At 59.8% G+C, this 20,232-nt stretch carries 15 protein-coding genes and 1 pseudogene; 8 read left to right on the top strand and 8 right to left on the bottom strand.

Annotated features, from left to right (window positions below):
• The first annotated feature begins 98 nt into the window (after positions 1 to 98).
• The 5 genes from ACTG1P_RS05815 (at position 99) to ACTG1P_RS05835 (ending at position 5,296) form a co-directional block, all read left to right on the top strand.
• Positions 99 to 437, top strand: coding sequence for a DUF3302 domain-containing protein (locus tag ACTG1P_RS05815; protein ID WP_069554714.1), 339 nt, complete (start codon positions 99 to 101; stop codon positions 435 to 437).
• 3 nt (positions 438 to 440) lie between these two features.
• Complete coding sequence (locus ACTG1P_RS05820) at positions 441 to 1,478, top strand: HlyD family secretion protein (protein ID WP_069554715.1); 1,038 nt, start codon at positions 441 to 443, stop codon at positions 1,476 to 1,478.
• Positions 1,479 to 1,592: 114 nt separating this feature from the next.
• A complete protein-coding gene (locus tag ACTG1P_RS05825) occupies positions 1,593 to 3,353 on the top strand; it encodes a DEAD/DEAH box helicase (protein WP_440000730.1) in 1,761 nt (586 codons plus the stop codon).
• Between the two features lie 112 nt (positions 3,354 to 3,465).
• Positions 3,466 to 4,905 (top strand): D-alanyl-D-alanine carboxypeptidase/D-alanyl-D-alanine endopeptidase, encoded by a 1,440-nt coding sequence (dacB, locus tag ACTG1P_RS05830; protein WP_440000731.1) that lies wholly within the window; start codon positions 3,466 to 3,468, stop codon positions 4,903 to 4,905.
• Positions 4,906 to 4,999: 94 nt separating this feature from the next.
• Positions 5,000 to 5,296: a GrxA family glutaredoxin gene (locus ACTG1P_RS05835; protein ID WP_224970215.1), complete on the top strand. Its 297-nt coding sequence runs from the start codon at positions 5,000 to 5,002 to the stop codon at positions 5,294 to 5,296.
• Between the two features lie 105 nt (positions 5,297 to 5,401).
• Here ACTG1P_RS05835 and ACTG1P_RS05840 read toward each other — a convergent pair whose 3' ends face one another.
• Positions 5,402 to 6,247 carry an endonuclease/exonuclease/phosphatase family protein gene (locus ACTG1P_RS05840; protein ID WP_440000732.1) on the bottom strand — a complete coding sequence of 282 codons (846 nt, stop codon included), beginning with the start codon at positions 6,245 to 6,247 and terminating at the stop codon, positions 5,402 to 5,404.
• Between the two features lie 107 nt (positions 6,248 to 6,354).
• Between ACTG1P_RS05840 and ACTG1P_RS05845 the strand changes: the two genes are divergently transcribed.
• Positions 6,355 to 6,579: a hypothetical protein gene (locus tag ACTG1P_RS05845; protein WP_005344394.1), complete on the top strand. Its 225-nt coding sequence runs from the start codon at positions 6,355 to 6,357 to the stop codon at positions 6,577 to 6,579.
• Here ACTG1P_RS05845 and yciA read toward each other — a convergent pair whose 3' ends face one another.
• The 6 genes from yciA to ACTG1P_RS05875 all read right to left on the bottom strand — a co-directional run bounded on the left by yciA (position 6,580) and on the right by ACTG1P_RS05875 (position 15,361).
• Positions 6,580 to 6,984 (bottom strand): acyl-CoA thioester hydrolase YciA, encoded by a 405-nt coding sequence (gene yciA, locus ACTG1P_RS05850; RefSeq protein ID WP_005337875.1) that lies wholly within the window; start codon positions 6,982 to 6,984, stop codon positions 6,580 to 6,582. It abuts the gene before it with no gap.
• Between the two features lie 59 nt (positions 6,985 to 7,043).
• Positions 7,044 to 7,892, bottom strand: a complete 849-nt coding sequence (locus tag ACTG1P_RS05855; RefSeq protein WP_440000733.1) for an NAD-dependent epimerase/dehydratase family protein — start codon at positions 7,890 to 7,892, stop codon at positions 7,044 to 7,046.
• 261 nt (positions 7,893 to 8,153) lie between these two features.
• Positions 8,154 to 8,966 carry a hypothetical protein gene (locus ACTG1P_RS05860; protein ID WP_440000734.1) on the bottom strand — a complete coding sequence of 271 codons (813 nt, stop codon included), beginning with the start codon at positions 8,964 to 8,966 and terminating at the stop codon, positions 8,154 to 8,156.
• Between the two features lie 247 nt (positions 8,967 to 9,213).
• On the bottom strand, positions 9,214 to 12,789 hold the full coding sequence (gene nifJ, locus ACTG1P_RS05865; protein WP_440000735.1) for a pyruvate:ferredoxin (flavodoxin) oxidoreductase: 3,576 nt from the start codon (positions 12,787 to 12,789) through the stop codon (positions 9,214 to 9,216).
• Positions 12,786 to 14,432, bottom strand: coding sequence for an NAD(P)-binding protein (locus tag ACTG1P_RS05870; RefSeq protein WP_440000736.1), 1,647 nt, complete (start codon positions 14,430 to 14,432; stop codon positions 12,786 to 12,788). The genes nifJ and ACTG1P_RS05870 overlap by 4 nt, the downstream gene beginning before the upstream one ends.
• Positions 14,433 to 14,608: 176 nt before the next feature.
• Positions 14,609 to 15,361, bottom strand: coding sequence for a substrate-binding periplasmic protein (locus ACTG1P_RS05875; RefSeq protein WP_021231119.1), 753 nt, complete (start codon positions 15,359 to 15,361; stop codon positions 14,609 to 14,611).
• Positions 15,362 to 15,438: 77 nt separating this feature from the next.
• Between ACTG1P_RS05875 and ACTG1P_RS05880 the strand changes: the two genes are divergently transcribed.
• On the top strand, positions 15,439 to 17,289 hold the full coding sequence (locus ACTG1P_RS05880; RefSeq protein ID WP_440000737.1) for an MOSC N-terminal beta barrel domain-containing protein: 1,851 nt from the start codon (positions 15,439 to 15,441) through the stop codon (positions 17,287 to 17,289).
• Positions 17,290 to 17,511: 222 nt separating this feature from the next.
• Positions 17,512 to 19,223 (top strand): annotated as a pseudogene (locus ACTG1P_RS05885) (methyl-accepting chemotaxis protein).
• Positions 19,224 to 19,300: 77 nt separating this feature from the next.
• Here the strand turns inward: ACTG1P_RS05885 and htpX are convergent.
• Positions 19,301 to 20,173: a protease HtpX gene (gene htpX, locus ACTG1P_RS05890; protein ID WP_005337890.1), complete on the bottom strand. Its 873-nt coding sequence runs from the start codon at positions 20,171 to 20,173 to the stop codon at positions 19,301 to 19,303.
• Positions 20,174 to 20,232: the final 59 nt, after the last annotated feature.

The following is a 20,232-nucleotide window of genomic DNA, read 5'->3' on the forward strand; positions in this document are numbered from 1 at the left end:
ATTCCGGGCGAACTGACGATAAATGTGTGATTCTTAATTGCTTTAGCGCTTGTTGGAACCAATGATTAAGCTGTGCTTCATGCCAGTGGAGGTTATAAATGGCCCTTGATTATTTTGCTCTTGGCCTGCTCATCTTTGTCGGGCTGGTCATTTTTTATGGAGTCATCGTGATCCACGATATTCCTTACGAGATTGCCAAACATCGCAATCACCCTCATCAGGATGCCATTCACGTGGCAGGTTGGGTCAGCCTGTTTACCCTGCATGTGCTGTGGCCCTTCCTCTGGATCTGGGCCACCCTCTATCGCCCCGATCGCGGCTGGGGCTTTAGTCAGCGGCTGCAAAAAGATGAAGAGGAGCTGGCGACCCTCAAGCAGGAGTTGGCGGATCTGAAGAGCCGTATCAACACTATCGAACAGAGTGAGCAACAGGGATAAACCATGGACCTGCTACTGATCCTGACTTATACGGCACTGTGTGTGGCCGTATTCAAAATCTTCCGCATCCCGCTCAACAAGTGGACCGTCCCCACCGCAGCACTGGGTGGCGTGGTGCTCATCGGCACCCTGATCATGCTGATGAACTACAACCACCCCTACTCCGAGATGGCGCGTAACTACTACGTCTCCACCCCCATCGTACCGCTGGTCAAGGGCCGGGTGGTCGAGGTGCCGGTGCAGGCCAATCAGCCGGTGAAAAAAGGAGATGTGCTGTTTCGCATCGATGACGAGCCGTTTCGCCTGAAAGTGGAGAGCCTGACCGCACGGGTCGAATCCAACCGCGAGCACCTCAAGTCCATCGAGGCGCGACTGCGTTCCGCCAAACTGGATCGTGATCGCGCCAAAGAGCTGATGCAACGCAATGTTGGCAAACAGCGGGATCTGGATGTCAGCCAGGCCAACGTAGACGATATCGTGGCCCAGATTGACCAGCAGAAAGCCACCCTGAACGATCTGCAAGCACAGCTGCTGGAAGCCAAGTATCAGCTGGCCCAAACCGTAGTCTATGCCCCGAGTGATGGCCATGTGGTGCAGCTGGCCCTGCGCCCCGGCATGATAGCCACCCCCTTCATGTACCGTCCGGTGATGACCTTCATCCACCAGAACGATACCGCCTATGTGGGCTGGTTCTGGCAGAACAGCATGCAGCGTCTGGCCGTTGGCGACGAGGCGGAAGTGGTGATCGATGGCGTGCCCGGCAAGATCTTCAAAGGCAAGGTGACGGCCGTGATTCCGGCTATTGCCGCCGGTAACGTGCAGGCCAACCTGGGACTGCTGGATCAGACCACCGCAGTGCGTCCGGGTCGTCTGCCGGTAGTCATCTCCATCACTGACCCCGAGTGGGCCAAGTATCAGGTGATTGCAGGCTCCAGCGGTCAGGCCGCTGTCTACACCCACTACTTCCACCATGTCTCAGTGATGCGCAAGATACTGCTGCGCATGGCAAGCTGGATGAACTACATCTTCCCCTTCCATTAATCAGCACCATCTCTCCCTGCGGGCCGGCATCATGCCGGCCCGCTGTTTTTGTGGCGGCAAGCACCCTATAATGGCGCCACCCTGCGCCGCACCATGCCCAAACGCCACGCCCTCATGTTCGTTCTCAGACCCTACCAGACCGACGCCGTCAACGCCGTTATCAGCCACTTTCGCAAACACCCGGATCCCGCCGTGGTTGTGCTGCCCACCGGGGCTGGCAAGAGTCTGGTGATCGCCGAACTGGCCCGCAAGGCACGCGGTCGGGTGCTGGTGCTGGCCCACGTCAAGGAGCTGGTGGAGCAGAACCATGCCAAGTACGAGGCGTGGGGGCTCAAGGCCGATATCTTCGCCGCCGGGCTGGATCGCAAGGAGGCAAGCGCCCAGGTGGTGTTCGGCTCGGTGCAGTCGGTCGCCCGCAATCTGGATGCCTTCGACGGAGCGTTTTCGCTGCTGATCATCGACGAGTGCCATCGGGTCTCGCTCGATGACGACAGCCAGTACCATCAGGTGATCGACCATCTCAAGGCCGCTAACCCGGCCCTCAAGATCCTCGGTCTCACCGCCACCCCCTATCGGCTGGGGCTGGGCTGGATCTACCGGCGCCACTACCACGGCATGGTCAAGAGCCACGGCGAGCGACTGTTCGGCGACTGCGTGTTCGAACTGCCGCTGCGTTTTATGGTCAAAAACGGCTACCTGACGCCGCCGCGCATGGTGGATGCCCCCATAGTCCACTACGACTTCAGCAAGCTGGTACCGCGGGAGAACGGCCTGTTCAGCGAGGCGGATCTCAACGGCGAGCTCAAACGCCAGCAGCGGGTCACCCCCCATATCCTGAGCCAGGTGCTGGAGTATGCCGCCGACCGGCAGGGGGTGATGATCTTCGCCGCCACCGTCGAACACGCCCGTGAAATTCACGGCCTGCTTGGCGCCAGGGGCCAGCAGGCAGCACTTATCACCGGCGAAACGCCGGGGCCGGAGCGCGATGCCCTTATCAGCGCCTTCAAGGCGCGGGAGCTCAAGTTTCTGGTCAACGTGGCGGTGCTCACCACCGGCTTCGATGCCCCCCATGTCGATCTGATCGTGATGCTGCGCCCCACCGAGTCGGTGTCGCTCTATCAGCAGATCGTCGGGCGGGGCTTGCGTCTCTCGCCGGGCAAGGAGGATTGTCTGGTGCTCGACTACGCCGGCAACAACTTCAACCTGTTTGCCCCCGAAGTGGGGGAACCTCGCCCCCACGCCGGTACCGAGCCGGTGCAGGTGCCCTGCCCCGCCTGCGGCTTTGCCAACACCTTCTGGGGCAAGACCGACGAGGATGGCAAGGTGATCGAGCACTACGGCCGCCGCTGTCAGGGGCTGTTTGAAGATGACGAGGGCAACCGCGAAGAGTGCGACTACCGCTTTCGCGCCAAGATCTGCCACGGCTGCGGTGCGGAGAATGACATCGCCGCCCGCCGCTGCCAGAGCTGCGATCAGCTGCTGGTCGACCCTGACGACAAGATCAAAGAGGCGCTCAATCTCAAGGATTGCATGGTGATCCGCTGTGCGGGGCTAACCCTCACCGCAGGGCGCGGCAAACAGGGGGAGCGGCTGGAGGTGACCTACCACGATGAGGATGGATTGACCCTCAGTGAATACTTCGGATTTCACTCCCCGGGCGCACGGCGCTTGTTTCAACAGCACTTTGTGCGTCATCATTGGCCCGCACCGGGGCTGGAGCCCGAATTTGCCACCCTGGCGAGCGTGCTGGCCGCGCAAAGCCAGTTCCGTCATCCGGATTTTGTCATCGCCCGCAAATCGGGTCGCTTCTGGCAGATAAAAGAGAAAATTTTTGATTATGAGGGTCGCTATCGTACCGCCAACTCGATGACATGATGGCGACCGGCATACATGGCATGAATTGCGTTATCCCGTCGATCCCGCATCGGCAGGTTGAATTATCAGGGTCGGCACCACTGCCGGGCCCTTCGTCACGTTAGAGGATGTTATGCAGCGGCTGTTGATTGGTTTTTGTGCTCTCTTTTCTTCTCTGGCAGCTCATGCCGCCCCGCTGACGCCCCCTCAGGGTGGCCAGTACGCCATCATGGTGCAGGGCAATAACGGCGCCGAGTTCGCCCGCCATGCGGATCAGATGATCGCCCCCGCCTCCACCATGAAGGTGCTCACCGCGCTGGCGGCCCGCCTCGAGCTGGGTGCAGATTTCCGCTTCGCCACCGACATTCAGGCCCAACCCGGAGCCAAACAGGGTGACACCATCAACGGCGATATCTGGATCAACTTCGTCGGCGACCCCACCCTCTCCCGCATGGATCTGCTGGCGCTGTTCAAGCAGCTCGGCGTCACCAGCATCAAGGGCAATGTCTACGTCAACACCGGCGCCTACAACGGCTACGAGCGCGGCAACGGCTGGTCGTGGGGGGATCAGACCCTCTGCTTCGCAGCGCCCGTCTCCTCGGTCATCATCGACAAGAACTGCGCCTACGGCACCATCACTGCCACCCAGATTGGCAAACCGGCGGTGGGCAACGTGGCCACCGGCGTCCCCATCGGCATCGGTGCCGACAACGTGGAGGTGATGAGCTATGGCGACATGGCGCGCCAGTTCTGCGCACTGGAAGTGGACATGGCCAAGGGCAACTTCTACGAGCTCAAGGGCTGCATCACCCCGAACAAGGAGCCGCAGGGACTGCGTTTCGCCATTCACGACGTGGAAGCATGGGGCTGGGACAACATCCGCTGGGCGATGAACCGCGCCGGCATCAAGCATGATGGCCTGCTGCGGGTCACCCACAAGGCCCCTGAAGGGGCAGAAACCCTTGGCACCCACTATTCGGTCTCCCTGCCGGTAATGCTCGCCAAGATGCTGAAGAAATCGGACAACCTCTACGCCGATACCTTCCTCAAAACCGTGGGCCGTCACTACTACAACAAGCCGGGCAGCTATCGCAGCGGCACCATGGCGGTGCGCGCCATCCTGACCAAGAACGGGATCGATCTGGGCAACGCCACCCTGGCTGACGGCTCCGGTCTCTCCGCTCACAATCTCATCAGCGCCCGTCAGATGATGTCGGTGCTGAACTTCATCCAGAAAAATGATGCCGAACTTGGCCTGATCAAGCTGCTGCCAAGCTCTCAGGTGGATGGCACCCTGGCGTGGCGCCGCAGCGTCACCGCCCCCATGATGAAGAACAAGGTCCATGCCAAGACAGGTACCATCACCGGCACCTCCAATCTGGTGGGCTTTATCGATACCGCGAGCGGTCAGCGCAAGGCGTTCGTGATGTTCCAGCGCGGCCTGTCCCAAGATCCGGCCACCCATGAGCGCTACCGTGCCAGCAAGGCGCCGTGGCCCTGGACCGTATTCGAGAAGGGGGTGCTGGAGAGCATCTATCAGCAGCAGCCGATCCAGATCGCCGATGAGAGCTGAGCCAATAGGCCCACTCGAATCAGGGTATCGATAATTTCGGCTTCAAGTCGCCACGAGGCAGGGCTATGCTGTTGCCTGCCTCATATCAACGGCCATACAAAAACGGCTTAAAAAACGGAGAGAAAATATGTTTGCAGTGATTTTTGGTCGCCCGGGTTGCCCCTACTGTGTCCGTGCCGTACAGATCGCCGAGCAGCTGACCGAACAGCGCGATGACTTCAAATTCCGCTATGTGGATATCCACGCCGAAGGGATCACCAAAGAAGATCTGGCCAAGAGCGCCGGCAAGCCGGTCAATACCGTGCCGCAGATCTTCCTGGACGAGCAGCACATCGGTGGCTGCACCGATTTCGAAGCCTACGCCAAAGCGAATCTGGGTCTCTACCAGTAATGCCTGCGGGTCATCCCGAGCGGGTTGACCGCCATAGCGTATAAAAAATCCGGCGCCATCAGGCGCCGGATTTTTTTATGGGCAACACGCACACATCATCCCCGATCAGGGAGTCACAGACTGGGCGGAAAAGCGCGCAATGATGGGGTTGTGATCCGAACTGTCGGTCGCCGGTGAACTCACCTCAACCAGGTCCAGATTGCGGTAGTAGAGGTGATCCAGCGGGCGACCGAAGGCGGTTCGGCGCAAGTCAGGCACCGGCACGGCCTCCTGCAGGCCCAGCTCGTCCACCAGTTTGCTTAACCAGAACTGACGTTTGTCGCTCCAGGTGTTGAAATCCCCGGCCAGGATCACCGGCCCCTGATGGCGGCGCACCAGCGCAGTCAAATCGTTGAGCTGCTCGCGGAAGGTAGCCATCCCCAGCTCGAAATTGACCGCATGGATATTGATGACCATGACGCCGTCAGGATCGCCCTGCAGCGGATAGAGGCTAACCAGCCCGGATTTGGGGATGCGCAGCAAGGGCTCGGGAGAGCGCACACCACAGACGAACGTCTGCGGGGTCTTGGCCACTGTCATCACCCCGAACGAGACGCCGCCCTGGGTGAAAGCTTGCAGCTGTTGCCACTGGAAATCACCGGCGCGCAGCCAGTCGAGCATATCGGGACGGGTGGCCGACTCTTGCAGCAGCACCAGATCCTGCCCCTTGGCATAACTGTCCATCCCTTCACGCCAGTTTTTGCGCTGGCCCTTGTAGAGATTCCACACCGTCACCCCGAATTCACGGGGCAGCGCCGTGGTCGCCAACGCTACCAGCGGCGGACGCTGGCAGTCGAGTCCCGGCACAATCCCTTGAGCTGTGACCAGATGGTTCTGATCCGGCACCTCAAAACAGCCTACCAACCCCAGGGTCAGCAGGGAGGTGCCAAGAATGCGATAACTATTTTTCATTGGCTAACAACCGCCCGCCTTTGCTTTTTGTTGCGACCATCACAAACGTCATCCACGCCGACTAAGCTGATAGTCCCTGTTCCACCCAACCAGAAGGACCTTGTCTCATGGCGAAAGAACTTCGGTACAACGTGACGTTTTATGATCAACAAGGAAATTGTCATCAAGTGGAGCTGTCCACCGTCTATCAGATAAGACGGGACCCTCAATGCGATCTCTGCCTGTTCGACACCCTGCAATATGTGGGCTCGGAAGAGATGCTGGAACGCATGATACGGCAAAAAACCGGGCTTGAGCAGGAAATATCCATCATCAATGCCCGGCTGATTTAATCAGGCACTCACCGGAACCGGGCGGGATTTGCCCTGTTCGTCGATGGCGACATAGGTGAAGATCCCCTCGGTCACACAGTAACGCTGGGCATCGTTTTCCCGCAGTACCGGCTTGACCCACACCTCCAGCTTGAGCTTCATGGAGCTGCGGCCGATCTTCATGCAGCGGCCGTAGCAGCAGACCACATCGCCCACCTTGACCGGACTGTGAAAGGTCATGCCTTCGACGGATACGGTACAAATACGTCCTTTTGCCAGCTCCTTGGCCATAATGCCCCCACCTATATCCATCTGGGACATGATCCAGCCACCAAAGATGTCGCCATTGGGGTTGGTATCGGCTGGCATTGCCAGGGTTCTCAGCAACAACTCCCCATCGGGGTGACGTTTTGTATCTACCATCATTACCGCCTCTCTCTCATGGATGGCGGCATGATAGGGGGCGATCACCCCCTTGGCAAACCTCAATTGCCCGAGGCGGCGAGCTCGGCAAACCAGTGGGCCGGATCGGGCCAGCGATAGTTGAATCCCATCTGCTGACAAATCAGCTGGCCGTCGATGGGCTGAAATTCACCAGCAGGCTCGATAAAGACCGGAACTGGCAGCCCCTGCTGGCGGGCTGCAAAGGGGTAGAACTGCTCGCGGCGCGGATGCACCGGTGCGCTCAGGTTGAAAACATCCCCGTCCTTGCCCCGCTCCAGCAGCAGCATGCAAGCCGCCACCACATCGTCCAGATGGACCAGATTGACCGACTGGGCGCCGCCATCCAGGGTCTTGCCCGCGAGGAAACGGCCGGGATGGCGATCCGGGCCATAAAGGCCGGAAGGGCGCACTATCATCACCGTCTCGAAACCGGCCGCCAGCACCGCGTGCTCCGCCGCCAGCATCCGCTCGCCACGGGCATGACGCGGTTTGGGCTGCTCACCCTCTTCTTGACCCGCCCCCCATACCGAGGTGGCGCTGACAAACAGCACCCGTCGGGTGCCGCTCACTTTGGCAAGCGCGCAGGCCTTTGCCACCGCCTGCGGATAGTCATCGGTCTTGCTGGGCGGTACGCAGATAACCAGAGATTCGCAGGGGATGGGCCACGGCGCTTTTTGATCAGCGACGGGCATCTCGGCAGAGCCCATGTTGGCAGAGATGGTCAGCGGATGGGCGTTGATCCCCTCCCCCTGCAGACGGGCCGCTTTTTCGGCGCTGCTGACCGTCACCGCCACCTGCTTGCCAGCCGCCAACAGGGCTCGCGCCAGCGGCAGCCCCAGCCACCCCGCCCCCAGAATGCCGATCGTCCCGGCGAAATGTTGCTCTGTCATCGTCGCTTCTCCTGCTTGACGCTATTTGCCCCGCAGCTTACCTGCCTTGGTAGGAAAAGGAAGCCTTGGCCAACACCTCAACAACCGATGGATAGGCGAATACCGCCAAGATAGAGGTATCTCCATTCCCATTTGAACGTAATATCGAAGCTCATATATTCCTAACTCCCCTATCTATCACGATGCCCCTGACTTATAAGGGCAAGTTGGAGGAAAACATTAACAAAACGAGCAAAATGTCACCTCATAAAAACATTCATACTACTCTTTTATTTTGCGCAAATATTCATCAGGGTTTTTAATTGACATAACCCTAATCTGAGACTTCCCAAACCCAAGTGGAAATATAGGATTGCAAGGATCTAACTCAATAAAATACTCCAAGAGGAGTAAACTAGACTCTATATATTTATGTATCTTACTAGAAAATAACTCTACAAGTATCTCTGCACTGTTACTTGATTTACTATGAATTATTTCATTTCTTACTCTTTCGAGATTTTTAAAGTCACCCCAAAATTTTTTCTCTGTTGGAGAATTGCACTTTAGAACATCCGGAATTATTTTTGATATTTTTTCAGATGTACTTACCCAACGATCTATTTGCTCTTTGCCATAATGTTCTACAATACCCTTACTTGTAGTTTTTTTGTACGTGTAAGTGTCAGGAATACTTGCGTTACAGAAAGACTCTACCGCTTTATAACTGAAAATTATCGCTTTCTGTATTTCTTCTAAAAAATCATAAGCAATTCTTACATCTGCATCAAAAATTGTATCGTTTGTGCTAGCGCGACTTTTAATTTCTTCATGTTTCTGTTCAGCAACGGATAACGACTTCATTGATATATTTAGTGAAAGTGATATTTCATTGGGAATTGCAACTGAAATATCATTACCCCCCATCTTTGCTTTAATTATTTTTTGAAAGAAAGCAGTTTTACCATCTTCTTCACCATGTATTCCGATTGGCTTATTTGACCTCATGTCTGGAGTGGGGACAGTGAATGAATCCCCGATCGGAGTCTCGATTGTATGAACACAAACCATCATCTCATTCTTCTTTAAACTCATAATCGGCCCCTAAAATAGAATGTATGCGTGGACATAAAAATATAATACGCCCATATAATTACATATTTTTAGCTGCATATATCCTGCCCAGCTTTACCTAACATATCAACACATCATTTTGGATTCTCATGGAATCATCACTACAACGCCTGTAGTTTCTATCAGATAGTGAGTAGTGACATCCAATAGTGTCCCGATACAAAAAGCGGGCCATTGGCCCGCTTGGTTATATTTCACTCACCTATCCTCACACCGGCGGATGGAAATGGCTGGCTTCGCGGGTGGCCATCTCCTCGTAGGTGGCCCACTTCTGCCACGCCACTTTTTGCGCCACCTGCATCAGCCGCTGCGCCTCCTCCGGATGGCTCTGGGCCAGCACCCGATAACGGGTCTCCTCCTGCCGATATTCAGCAAGGGGAATGGAGGGGCGCAGGCTGTCGAGGCTGAAGGGGTTCTGCCCCGCACTGCGCAATACCGGGTTGTAACGCATCAGCGGCCAGTGACCGGAAGCCACAGCGCGTTTTTGCTGGGTCAGGCCAAACTCCATATCGATGCCGTGGGCGATACAGTGGCTGTAGGCGATGATAAGCGACGGCCCCGGATAGGCCTCGGCCTCACGCAAGGCCTGCAGCGCCTGCTGCGGGTTGGCACCAAAAGCGATGCGGGCAACATAGACGTTGCCGTAGGAGATGGCCTGCAACGCCACATCCTTCTTGGCCAGCGTCTTGCCCCCCGCCGCGAACTTGGCGACGGCGCCGAGCGGAGTCGATTTCGACATCTGGCCGCCGGTGTTGGAGTAGACCTCGGTATCCATCACCAGCACGTTCACATCGCGTCCGGAGGCGAGCACATGGTCGAGCCCCGCTGAGCCGATGTCATAGGCCCAGCCATCGCCGCCGATGATCCAGACCGAACGGCGCACCAGCTGATCGATGAGTGACAGCAGCTCGCGGGCCTTGCCAGACTTCACCTCTTCCAGCCGTTCCCGCACTTGCGCCACCCGGGTGCGCTGGGCGCGGATCTCCGACTCCAGCCGTTGCGGTGCGCTAATCAGGGTATCGACCAGCTCTGGGCCCAGCTCCCCCTTCATCGCTTCAAGGGCCGCCACCGCCTGACCGTGATGCTGATCGGCAGTGAGACGAAAACCAAAGCCAAACTCGGCGTTGTCCTCAAACAGGGAGTTCGACCAGGCCGGCCCCTTCCCTTCGCCGTTCTTGGCCCACGGGGTGGTCGGCAGGTTGCCGCCGTAGATGGAGGAGCAACCGGTGGCGTTGGCTACCAGCATGCGATCGCCAAACAGCTGAGTCAGCAGCTTGAGGTACGGGGTCTCGCCACAACCGGCGCAGGCACCGGAGAACTCGAACAGGGGTTCGAGGAACTGGGTGCCGCGCACCGTGGAGAAATCCACCCGCTCGCGGGCAGGCCAGGGCAGGCTCTCGAACCAGCGCAGTGCCAGCTTCTGACCAGCCAGATGGGGGGCCTTGTCCATCATGGCGATGGCCCGCTCGCCTTCATGGCTCTCATCCGCTCCGGCCCGCACCGGACAGGCCTGCACGCACTGGCCACAACCGGTACAATCCTCCGGATAGAGCTGCAAGGTGTAGCGGCTGTCGGGGAAACCCTTGGCGGTGACGGGCACCGACTGCGCTGCCTCGGGGGCGGTCGCCAGCCAGTCCTGATGGTAGAACTTGGCCCGCAGCGCCGCGTGGGGGCAGACAAAGACGCAGTTGCCGCACTGGATACAGATATCTGAGTGCCAGATCGGGATCTCGCGGGCGATATCCCGCTTCTCGAAGCGGCTGGTAGCAGTGGGGTAAGTGCCATCCACCGGCAGCATGGAGACCGGAATAAGATCGCCACGCCCCGCCAGCATCTCGCCGGTGACCCGCTGGACAAATTCGCTGCCACCCGGTGCCAGTGGCAGCGGATAGTCGCTGATCTGCTCCTCACCGGCCGGGATGGCCACCTGATGGAGATGAGCCAGAGTGTCGTCCACCGCCGCGAAGTTGCGCTCGACCACTTCGGGCCCCTTGCGGGCATAGCTCTTCTCGATGCTCTCCTTGATCAGCGCAATCGCCTCATCCCGCGGCAAGACTCCGGCCAGCGCGAAGAAGCAGGTCTGCATAATGGTGTTGATGCGATTGCCCATGCCGTTTTGCTCGGCCACCCGATCCCCATCGATGCAGTAGAGCTGGATATTGAGGGCACGAATGCGGGCGCGCAGCCGCTCGGGCAGCTGGTCCCACACCTTCTCCGCCTCATAGGGGGAATTGAGCAGCAGGGTCGCCCCTTCGGCGGCGTGCTCCAGCAGGTCTACCGACTCGACAAAGCCCCACTGGTGGCAGCCGATAAAGCTCGCCTGCTCGATAAGCCAGGGGGAGTCGATGGGCTCGGGGCCAAAGCGCAGGTGGGAGACGGTGCGCGAGCCCGACTTCTTGGAGTCGTAGACGAAGTAGCCCTGGGCGTGGAAGCCCTCCAGCTCGCCGATGATCTTGATGCTGTTCTTGTTGGCGCCCACCGTGCCGTCGGCACCAAGGCCGAAGAAGAGCGCCCGCACCCGGCTGGCGGGCTCCAGATCGCCGATGGGGTGCCAGGCCAGACTGAGGCCCGATACGTCATCGACAATCCCCACGGTAAAGCGGGGGCGCGGCGCATCGGATGCCAGCTCCTCGAATACCGCCGCGCACATGGCGGGGGTGAACTCTTTGGAAGAGAGGCCGTAGCGACCGCCACTGAGCCAGGGCAGCCGCTTGATAAGACCGCGCTGCAAGCCATCGATAAGGGCGCTCTGCACATCCAGCAGCAGCGGCTCGCCACCTGCCCCCGGCTCCTTGGTGCGATCGAGCACCGCCATGCGCCGCACGCTCGCGGGCAGGGCATCAAGCAGCGCCTGTACCGGGAAGGGACGATAGAGGCGAATGACCAGTACCCCGGTCTTGCGATCCTGCCGGTTGAGCCAATCCACAGTCGTACGGGCGGTGGCCGCTCCCGAGCCCATCAGCACGATGACGTCGGTGGCATCGGGCGCGCCGTGATACTCCACCAGCCGGTAGTGACGACCGGTCAGCTCGCCGAGGTTGTCCATGCACTGCTGCACCCGCGTCGGTACCGCTTCGTAGAAGGGGTTGACGCTCTCGCGGGACTGGAAATAGGTATCCGGGTTCTGGGCGGTGCCACGCATCACCGGATGATCCGGGTTGAGGGCCCGGGCACGGTGGGCGCGCACCCAATCGTTGTCGATAAGGGCGCGAATTTCATCCCGATTCAGGGCGGTGATCTTGTTCACCTCGTGGGAGGTACGGAACCCGTCGAAGAAGTGGATAAAGGGCACCCGGCACTGCAGGGTGACGCTGTGGGCAACCAAGGCCAGGTCCTGCGCCTCCTGCACCGAGCCGGAGGCAAGCATGGCAAAACCGGTGCTGCGCGCCGCCATCACGTCCTGATGGTCGCCAAAAATCGACAGCCCCTGCGCCGCCAGCGAGCGGGCCGCCACATGGAACACCGCCGAGGTCAGTTCACCGGCGATCTTGTACATGTTGGGCAGCATCAGCATCAGCCCCTGACTGGCGGTGAAGGTGGTGGCCAGCGCCCCTGCCTGCAGGGCGCCGTGTACCGTGCCGGCCGCCCCCCCTTCGCTCTGCATCTCCACCACGGTGGGGATGTTGCCCCACAGGTTGGTCTGCCCCTCCGCCGCCCAGGCATCGGCCAGTTCGGCCATGGTCGAGCTCGGGGTAATGGGGTAGATGGCACACACTTCACTCAGCTGGTACGCCACCCGGGCCGCGGCTTCGTTGCCATCGACCATGATCAGTTCATGTTTCATTGGGACTCCTCCGGTTGGCGCAGCTCGATGGCGTGACAAGGGCACTGGTCATGGCAGGCACCGCAGCCGGTGCAAAGTGCCGCATCGACCTGATAGCCCTTGCCCGGCCCCAGCTTGGCGATGGCCTGCTCGGGGCAGCTGCCATAGCAGCCGTCGCACTCGAAGCAGTTGCCGCAGGAGTAGCAGCGCGCCGCCTCGTAGCGGGCGGCCACCTCATCCAGCCCGCCGATGATCTCGCCAAAGTCGTCCCGCGCCGAGGGCGGTTTGACCGGCTGGCTGCTGGCCGGCGCATGGGTCTGGAACCAGAGCTGCAACTGCTCCGGCCCCACCAGCGGGTAGGAGAGCGGTTTGTGGTAGTGGCGACCGCGCAGCCAGGCATCCATGTGGCGCGCCGCCTTCTTGCCGTGACCGGTGGCGATGGTGACGGTGCGCTCGGAGGGCACCATGTCGCCACCGGCAAAGAGGCCGGGCACATCCGTCATCAGGTTCTCGCCAACCTGCACCACCCCCTCCTTGTTGACCCGCACGCCGGGGATGCTCTCCAGCACGCTCAAGTCCACCTCCTGACCGAGCGCCAGAATAAGGGAGTCCGCTTCGAGGGTTTCAAACTTGCCGGTGGGCACCGGCTTGCCTTCGGCATCCAGTGCCATCACCTCCACTTCGATATTGGTACTGTCGAGCTGGCGGATGGTGCGCAGCCAGTTGATCTTGATCCCCTCCTCCTCGGCCTCATCGGCTTCGAAGGCGTGAGCCGGCATATGGTCGCGGTCGCGGCGATAGATGATCATCGCCTCTTCCACCCCAAGGCGACGGGCGGTGCGGGCCGCGTCCATGGCGGTATTGCCACCCCCATAAATCGCTACCCGCCGTCCCAGTTTGGGGGGCGGCAAGCCCTGCTCTTCGGCCAGACTGGCCTGCTCTAGGAAACTAACCGCATCGAGGATCTTGCCTGCTTCCCGGGCCGGAATATCGACCCGCTTGGCCAGATGGGCGCCGATGGCCATAAAGACGGCGTCAAAGCCCCCCTCATCGCGCTCGCGCAGCACATCCTCCACCTTGTGGTTGAGGGTCAGGGTCACCCCGGCCGCCACGATGCGGGCCACCTCCCGATCCAGCACGTCGCGGGGCAGACGGTAAGCGGGAATACCGAAGCGCAGCATGCCGCCAGCAAGCGGCCCCGCTTCGCGGATCTCCACCTGATGGCCGAGCCGGTTGAGGTGCCAGGCACAGGAGAGACCGGAGGGACCAGCGCCTATGACCAGCACCTTCTTGCCGCTGGCAGGGGCTGGTGGCGCTGGCTGCCAACCACGGGCCAGCGCTTCGTCGCCGAGGAAACGCTCGATGGCGTGGATGGAGACGGATTCATCCACCTGACCGCGGTTGCAAGCGCTCTCGCAGGGGTGATAACAGACCCGGCCATGAATGGCGGGCAAAGGGTTCTCTTCGATCAGGGTCTGCCAGGCCGCCTCAAAACGACCGGCCTGCGCCAAAGAGAGCCAGGCCTGGATATTTTCTCCGGCCGGGCAGGCGTGATTGCAGGGTGGCAAGGCCGGCCGCCAGACGGGTAGCCGGGTACGCACCGGGCCTGTTCCCGTTTTCAGGGAGAGATCCGGCAATGGGGTCATGTCCAGTTGTTTGCTCATACATTGCTTTCTTCTTTTTGTGTGACAGGCCCCACCCGATGGCGCTTGATACCGTGTAGCCGAAGCGGACGGTGGCCGGATGGGGAAGAAGCGAAAGCGCTAGAAACTGGGAACTGAGTCGATAATGGCCGCTTTTTTGTACTGATTAGCGAATCAGGATCAAAAAATGTTGCACTTTATGGTTCATAGAGACCAGAACGTGACTCAAGTAACATCTTCTCCAGCTGACCGCTGGCTTTCAGTTTGGCGAGGCCCCGATTGAAGGTTTTGATCAGTTCGTCAGCGTTGGCACGCTTGCGGCTGATCAACAGGTGACCTTCAACTTTCATCACGGGTTTTGAATGGGTTGCAAAGAGATCGACCGTGCTGGCCGGGTAGAACTGACGCAGGGAGTAGTAGCCGACATCTATGTTCTCCAGCGTCAGGTCGGCGCGGCCGGAGAGCAGCAGATCAAAGCTCTGGCGCAGCCGGGTGACGAACTGCACCTGCAGCGGCACCTGCGCGATGGCTGCAAAAAAATCTGCATTGTAGGTATAGCCACTGACCGCAGCCAGCTTGCGATCTGCCAGATCCTGATAGCCACGCCATTCCAGCGGATCTGACTTGAGATAGAACCAGACATAGGTTTCGCTCAGGATGGGATCGCTGTAGAGATGGGTTTTGCGCCGCTCGCTCGACTCATACCAGTGGACAGTGCCATCCACCACCCCCTCCTCCGACAAGCGAAAGGCCCGCTTCCAGGGCAAAAACTGAAACTTGACGCTCACCCCTTCACTCCTGAATGCCTCGCTCACCACATGAGGGATAAGCCCCTGATATTTCAGCGTCTCGGAGCAGTAAGGGGGATACTCTCCCGTGGTCAGGGTCAGCTCCTGCGCCCAGAGCCCGTGGCAAAAAAGGCTCCCCGCCAGCAACCAGCTTATTTTCATCCCGATGCCCTCTTGTTCTGTTTTCCCAACTATAGACCGCCCCCTTGAAAGGATTGCCGGATCGCCGGGGAACCGTTATGTTCCACTTTTTCCAGGCGATCACGCCGCGTCACAAGGATATGAAGATGCCCAGGCTAGACAGCATTCACCTCTACCCCATCAAATCGACTGCAGGTATGCCGCTGGCTCGCGCCCGGGTGACCGAAGAGGGACTGGCAGGGGATCGCCGCTACATGGTGGTCAAACCGGACGGCACCTTTATCACCGCCCGTACCCATCCCCAACTGCAACAGGTCGTGGCTACCCCCATCGAAGGTGGCTTGCAACTGCGCTATCCGGGCTTTGAACCGCTCACCCTGCAAGAGGCCGACTTCAGCCGCGCCCCGCAAGCTACCGGAGTCTGGAGCGACCGCTTCACCGCCCTGCACACCGACCCCAAAGCCGATGGATGGCTAAGCCGGGTGGCAGGGGAAACGGTGCAGCTGCTCTGGTTGGGTGAAACCTCTGATCGCTTTCGTGAAAAGACCGGCACCCGGGTCAGCTTTGCCGACGGTTATCCGCTGCTGCTGATAAGCCAGGCCTCTCTGGAGGATCTCAATCTGCGCTCCGATGCGCTGCACCAGATGAGCCAATTCCGCACCAATCTGGTGGCAAGCAATACCCAGCCCTTCGAGGAGGACAGCTGGGTGCGTATCCGCATCGGCAAGGTGGAATTCAAAGTGGTCAAGCCCTGCAGCCGCTGCATCATGACCACGGTGGAAGCGGGCACCGATCGTTTCAACGCACTGAAAGAGCCGCTGGCCACCCTCACCCGCTACCGCCGTGGTGAGGATGGCGAGGTCTACTTCGGCCAGAATCTGGTGGCGCTGAACGAGGGCTGGATTGAAGCAGGTAGCGAGATCGAGGTACTGGAGCGCACCCGTCCGGTGGTCTATCCCGCCGCCGCACCGAAGAAGCGGGAGCTGGTCTGCGTGGCCCGCGAACCGCTGGCGCGGGATCTGGAGACCTTCTGGTTCGAAGCCGCCGATGGCGAGCCCCTGCCCGACTACCTGCCTGGCCAGCATCTGCCCATCAGCCTCGATATCAAAAACGAGCGAGTTCAGCGGCGCTATACCCTGAGCTCTACGCCGGATCACCCGGAGCGTTACGGCATCAGCGTCAAGAAGGTGGAGGGTGGTCGCATCTCCCACTGGCTGCACCAGCAACTGCAGGTGGGCGACCGGCTGCTGGCCGCCAACCCCGCTGGCGAGTTTCACTTAGGGTCCGAGCGCAACCTCCTGTTGCTCTCCGCAGGCTCCGGCGTCACCCCCATGCTGGCGATAGCCCGCACCCTGGCGCTACGCGGGGAGCTGGAAGAGGTTCACTTTATGCACCTGTGCCGCAGCGAAGCGGACATTCCCGCCGCCAGCGAACTGCACGCCATGGCGCAGCAGGGGATGACCCTCACCCTGATCCTGAGCCAGCCGGACAATCACTGGCAGGGGCTGCAAGGGCGACTCAATGATGAGCATCTGCAACTGATCAAAGGGCTGGCCGAAAAAGAGGTCTTTATCTGCGGCCCCCACGGCTTTATGGCCGATGCTGCCGCCAAAGTTGCGGCCCTCGGCGTTCCGGCCGCACGTATTAAACAGGAGAGTTTTGGCGGCGCCATTCTCTCTGTGGCCCGCCCCCATCAGGCGGTGCAACTGCGTATCGGCGCCCAAGCCTTTACCGGCAACAATCAGGGCACTGTGCTGGATCAGGCCAACAAGCAAGGCGTAGAGCTGCCATGGAGCTGCCGCGCCGGCATCTGCGGCAGTTGCAAACAGACGCTGATCTCGGGCGAGGTGGATCACCCCGACGCCCCCGCCATCACCGCCGCCGAGCGGGCCGAGGGCAAGATCCTTGCCTGCTGCGCCGTGCCGCTCACCGACCTTGAAATCCTATGATCGGGTGATCGAGCCGCATTAGTTCACGCCAATCCAGATGACCGGGGATTTGACCCCGGTCATCTTTTTCCGCACTTGTTCACCTGATCCGCCCTTAATTTGTCCCCACCGCCTTCATCTGTGAGTTTCCCTTCCTATACTCTCAGAGCAAAAAGCCTTGCCAGCCATTGACTTGGCGATGCTCCATACGACACTCAGCCATAGGGAAAGGACGCCCATACCATGGAACAGAACAAGCCCGCCTTTCAGCTCAACCTGCTGCTATCCGTCATCACCCTGATCCTGCTGTCACTGGTGTTTTTCGCCTACAGCTGGGCCGGGAAACAACTGGAAGAGAGTTATCGACAACAATATGTCTCCTACCTGCTGGCCGACGAACTGCGCCAATCCTCCGATGATCTGACCCGACTCGGGCGCACCTACGTCATCACCAAGGATCCAGCCTACGAGCAGCAGTACATGCGGATCCTGGCCATTCGCAACGGCGAACAGCCGAGGCCGGATGGCTACAACCGTATCTACTGGGACTTTGTCGCCGCCAACGGCCAGAATCCCCGCCCCGACAGCAATGTTCGCCGTGGCCTGATCGACCTGATGAAAGATGCCGGTTTCACCGACGGCGAACTCGCCAAACTGAACGAGGCCAAAAACAACTCGGATGCGCTGGTCAACACCGAGGTCGCCGCCTTCAAGCTGGTGCAGCAGAGCGATGGCGATCCGGTTGCCAACCAGCAAAAAGCCATCGCCATGATGCATGACAAGGCCTATCACCAGAACAAGGGGCGCATCATGTCTCCATCGATGACTTCTACGTGATGATGGAGCAGCGCAACCAGGAGGCGGTCGAGAGCGCCATCGCCAATACCGACATGCTGCGCTATCTCTTTATCGCCCTCGGTCTGGTGTTGATGTTCTTCCTCTGGCGCACCTATCGCTCCCTGCTCGATCTGGTGGGCACCTCGGTCGAACAGCTCAAGACCGATCTCCATATGATGGCGGAAGGGGACTTCTCGCGCCCCATCAAGGTGCCAGCAGGAGCGAAAGAGAGCCTGATCGGCCTGCTCGGCGGCATGCAGACCACCCTCAAGGGGATCATCGCCAAGGTCTCCCACTCCACCGAGGAGTTGTCCCACTCTGCCGACAGCATCGCCCAAATTGCCGAGCAGACCGCCCAGTTTGCCACCGATCAGCAAACCAGCACCCAGACCATGGCCGCCGCCATCGAGGAGCTGGTAGTGAGCATCAGCCACCTCTCCGACAACGCTACCCATGCCGACGAGCTGAGCAAGGTCTCCGCCAATACCCTGGAGGAGGGATCAGGAGTCATTAAAGAGACTCTCGGCAGCATCGAGAATATCTCCACCACTGTGGGGGATGCAGCCAGCACCATCTCCGAGCTCAACGGTCATACCCAGCAGATTTCGGAGATCATCGGGGTGATCCGCGGTATCGCCGATCAGACCAACCTGCTGGCTCTCAACGCGGCCATCGAGGCAGCGCGGGCCGGTGAACAGGGTCGCGGCTTTGCGGTGGTGGCCGACGAGGTGCGCAATCTGGCCAGCCGCTCTGCGGCCTCAACCCAACAGATCACCGGTATGATCAGCAAGATCCAGAGCGGGGCCGATGCCTCCATCCGCAGCATGGAGAACACGGTCAACAACGTCTCCCGCGGGGTCACGCTGGCCAACCAGACCGGCGAGGCGATCGCCAGCATCCAGAGCCACGCCTCCAACCTCACCGGCCTGATGGGAGAGATCAGCCACACCCTGCGCGAGCAGTCCACCGCCGCCAACGAGGTGGTCTCAACCGTCGGCAACATCACCTCTCTCTCGGAGCAGTCGGGGGATGCCGCCCGCCACGTGTCCCAAGAGGCGGCCAAGCTCAAGCAGCTGTCACGGGTACTGCGCCAGGAGATGGGGCACTTCAAGCTTTAAAGAACGCTGAAAAGCAAAACGGCTGCCCAAAGGCAGCCGTTTTTTATTCGGGGTCATCCCCCGTCATTCAGTATCTATCAACCACGCAGGGCGGCGATACGCTGCTCGATGGGCGGGTGACTCATAAACAGCTCGCTCATGGAGCGCTTGCCGTTGATGCCAAAGGCCATCATGGAGCCTTCCAGCTGCGGCTCGGCACCGCGGGAGAGGCGCTCAAGGGCGGCAATCATCTTGTCGCGACCGGCCAGCTTGGCGGCACCGGCATCGGCACGGAACTCACGCTGACGGCTGAACCACATGACGATGATGGAGGCCAGAATGCCGAACAGCATCTCCAGCACGAACACGGTGATCATGTAGGCAAAACCGCCGGTACTGCTGCTCTCTTCCTCGTTGTTGGAGCTGAAGAAGTTGCTGATAACGCCAGCCACGATGCGGGCGAAGAACATCACGAAGGTGTTCACTACACCCTGGATCAGGGTCAGGGTCACCATGTCGCCGTTGGCCACGTGGCTCACCTCGTGGGCCAGTACCGCTTCCGCCTCGTCACGGCTCATGCTGTAGAGCAGGCCGGAGGAGACCGCCACCAGCGAATCATCGCGGCGGGCGCCGGTGGCAAAAGCGTTCATCTCGGGAGAGTCGTAGATCCCCACTTCCGGCATCTTGATACCCGCTTCGCGGGCCTGACGGGCCACAGTGCTCACCAGCCAGTGCTCGGTCTCGTTACGGGGTTGCTCGATGACCTGGACGCCATAGCTGCGCTTGGCCATCCACTTGGACATCAGCAAGGAGATAAAGGAACCCCCAAAACCGAACACGGCACAGAACACCAACAGCCCGGAAATGCTGGACTTGTTGATCCCCAGAACCGAGAACAGGATATTGAGTACCACCCCCAGCACCAGCATGACGGCCAGGTTGGTCACCAGGAATAGCATAATTCGCTTCATATAGACTCCTTGTGAAGATAAGGGACATGACCGGGGATCACTCGGGATCCCCACCTGAT

Origin of the sequence: Aeromonas sp. 11P, assembly GCF_051920165.1 — a bacterium.
Classification (GTDB): Bacteria; Pseudomonadota; Gammaproteobacteria; order Enterobacterales; family Aeromonadaceae; genus Aeromonas; species Aeromonas veronii.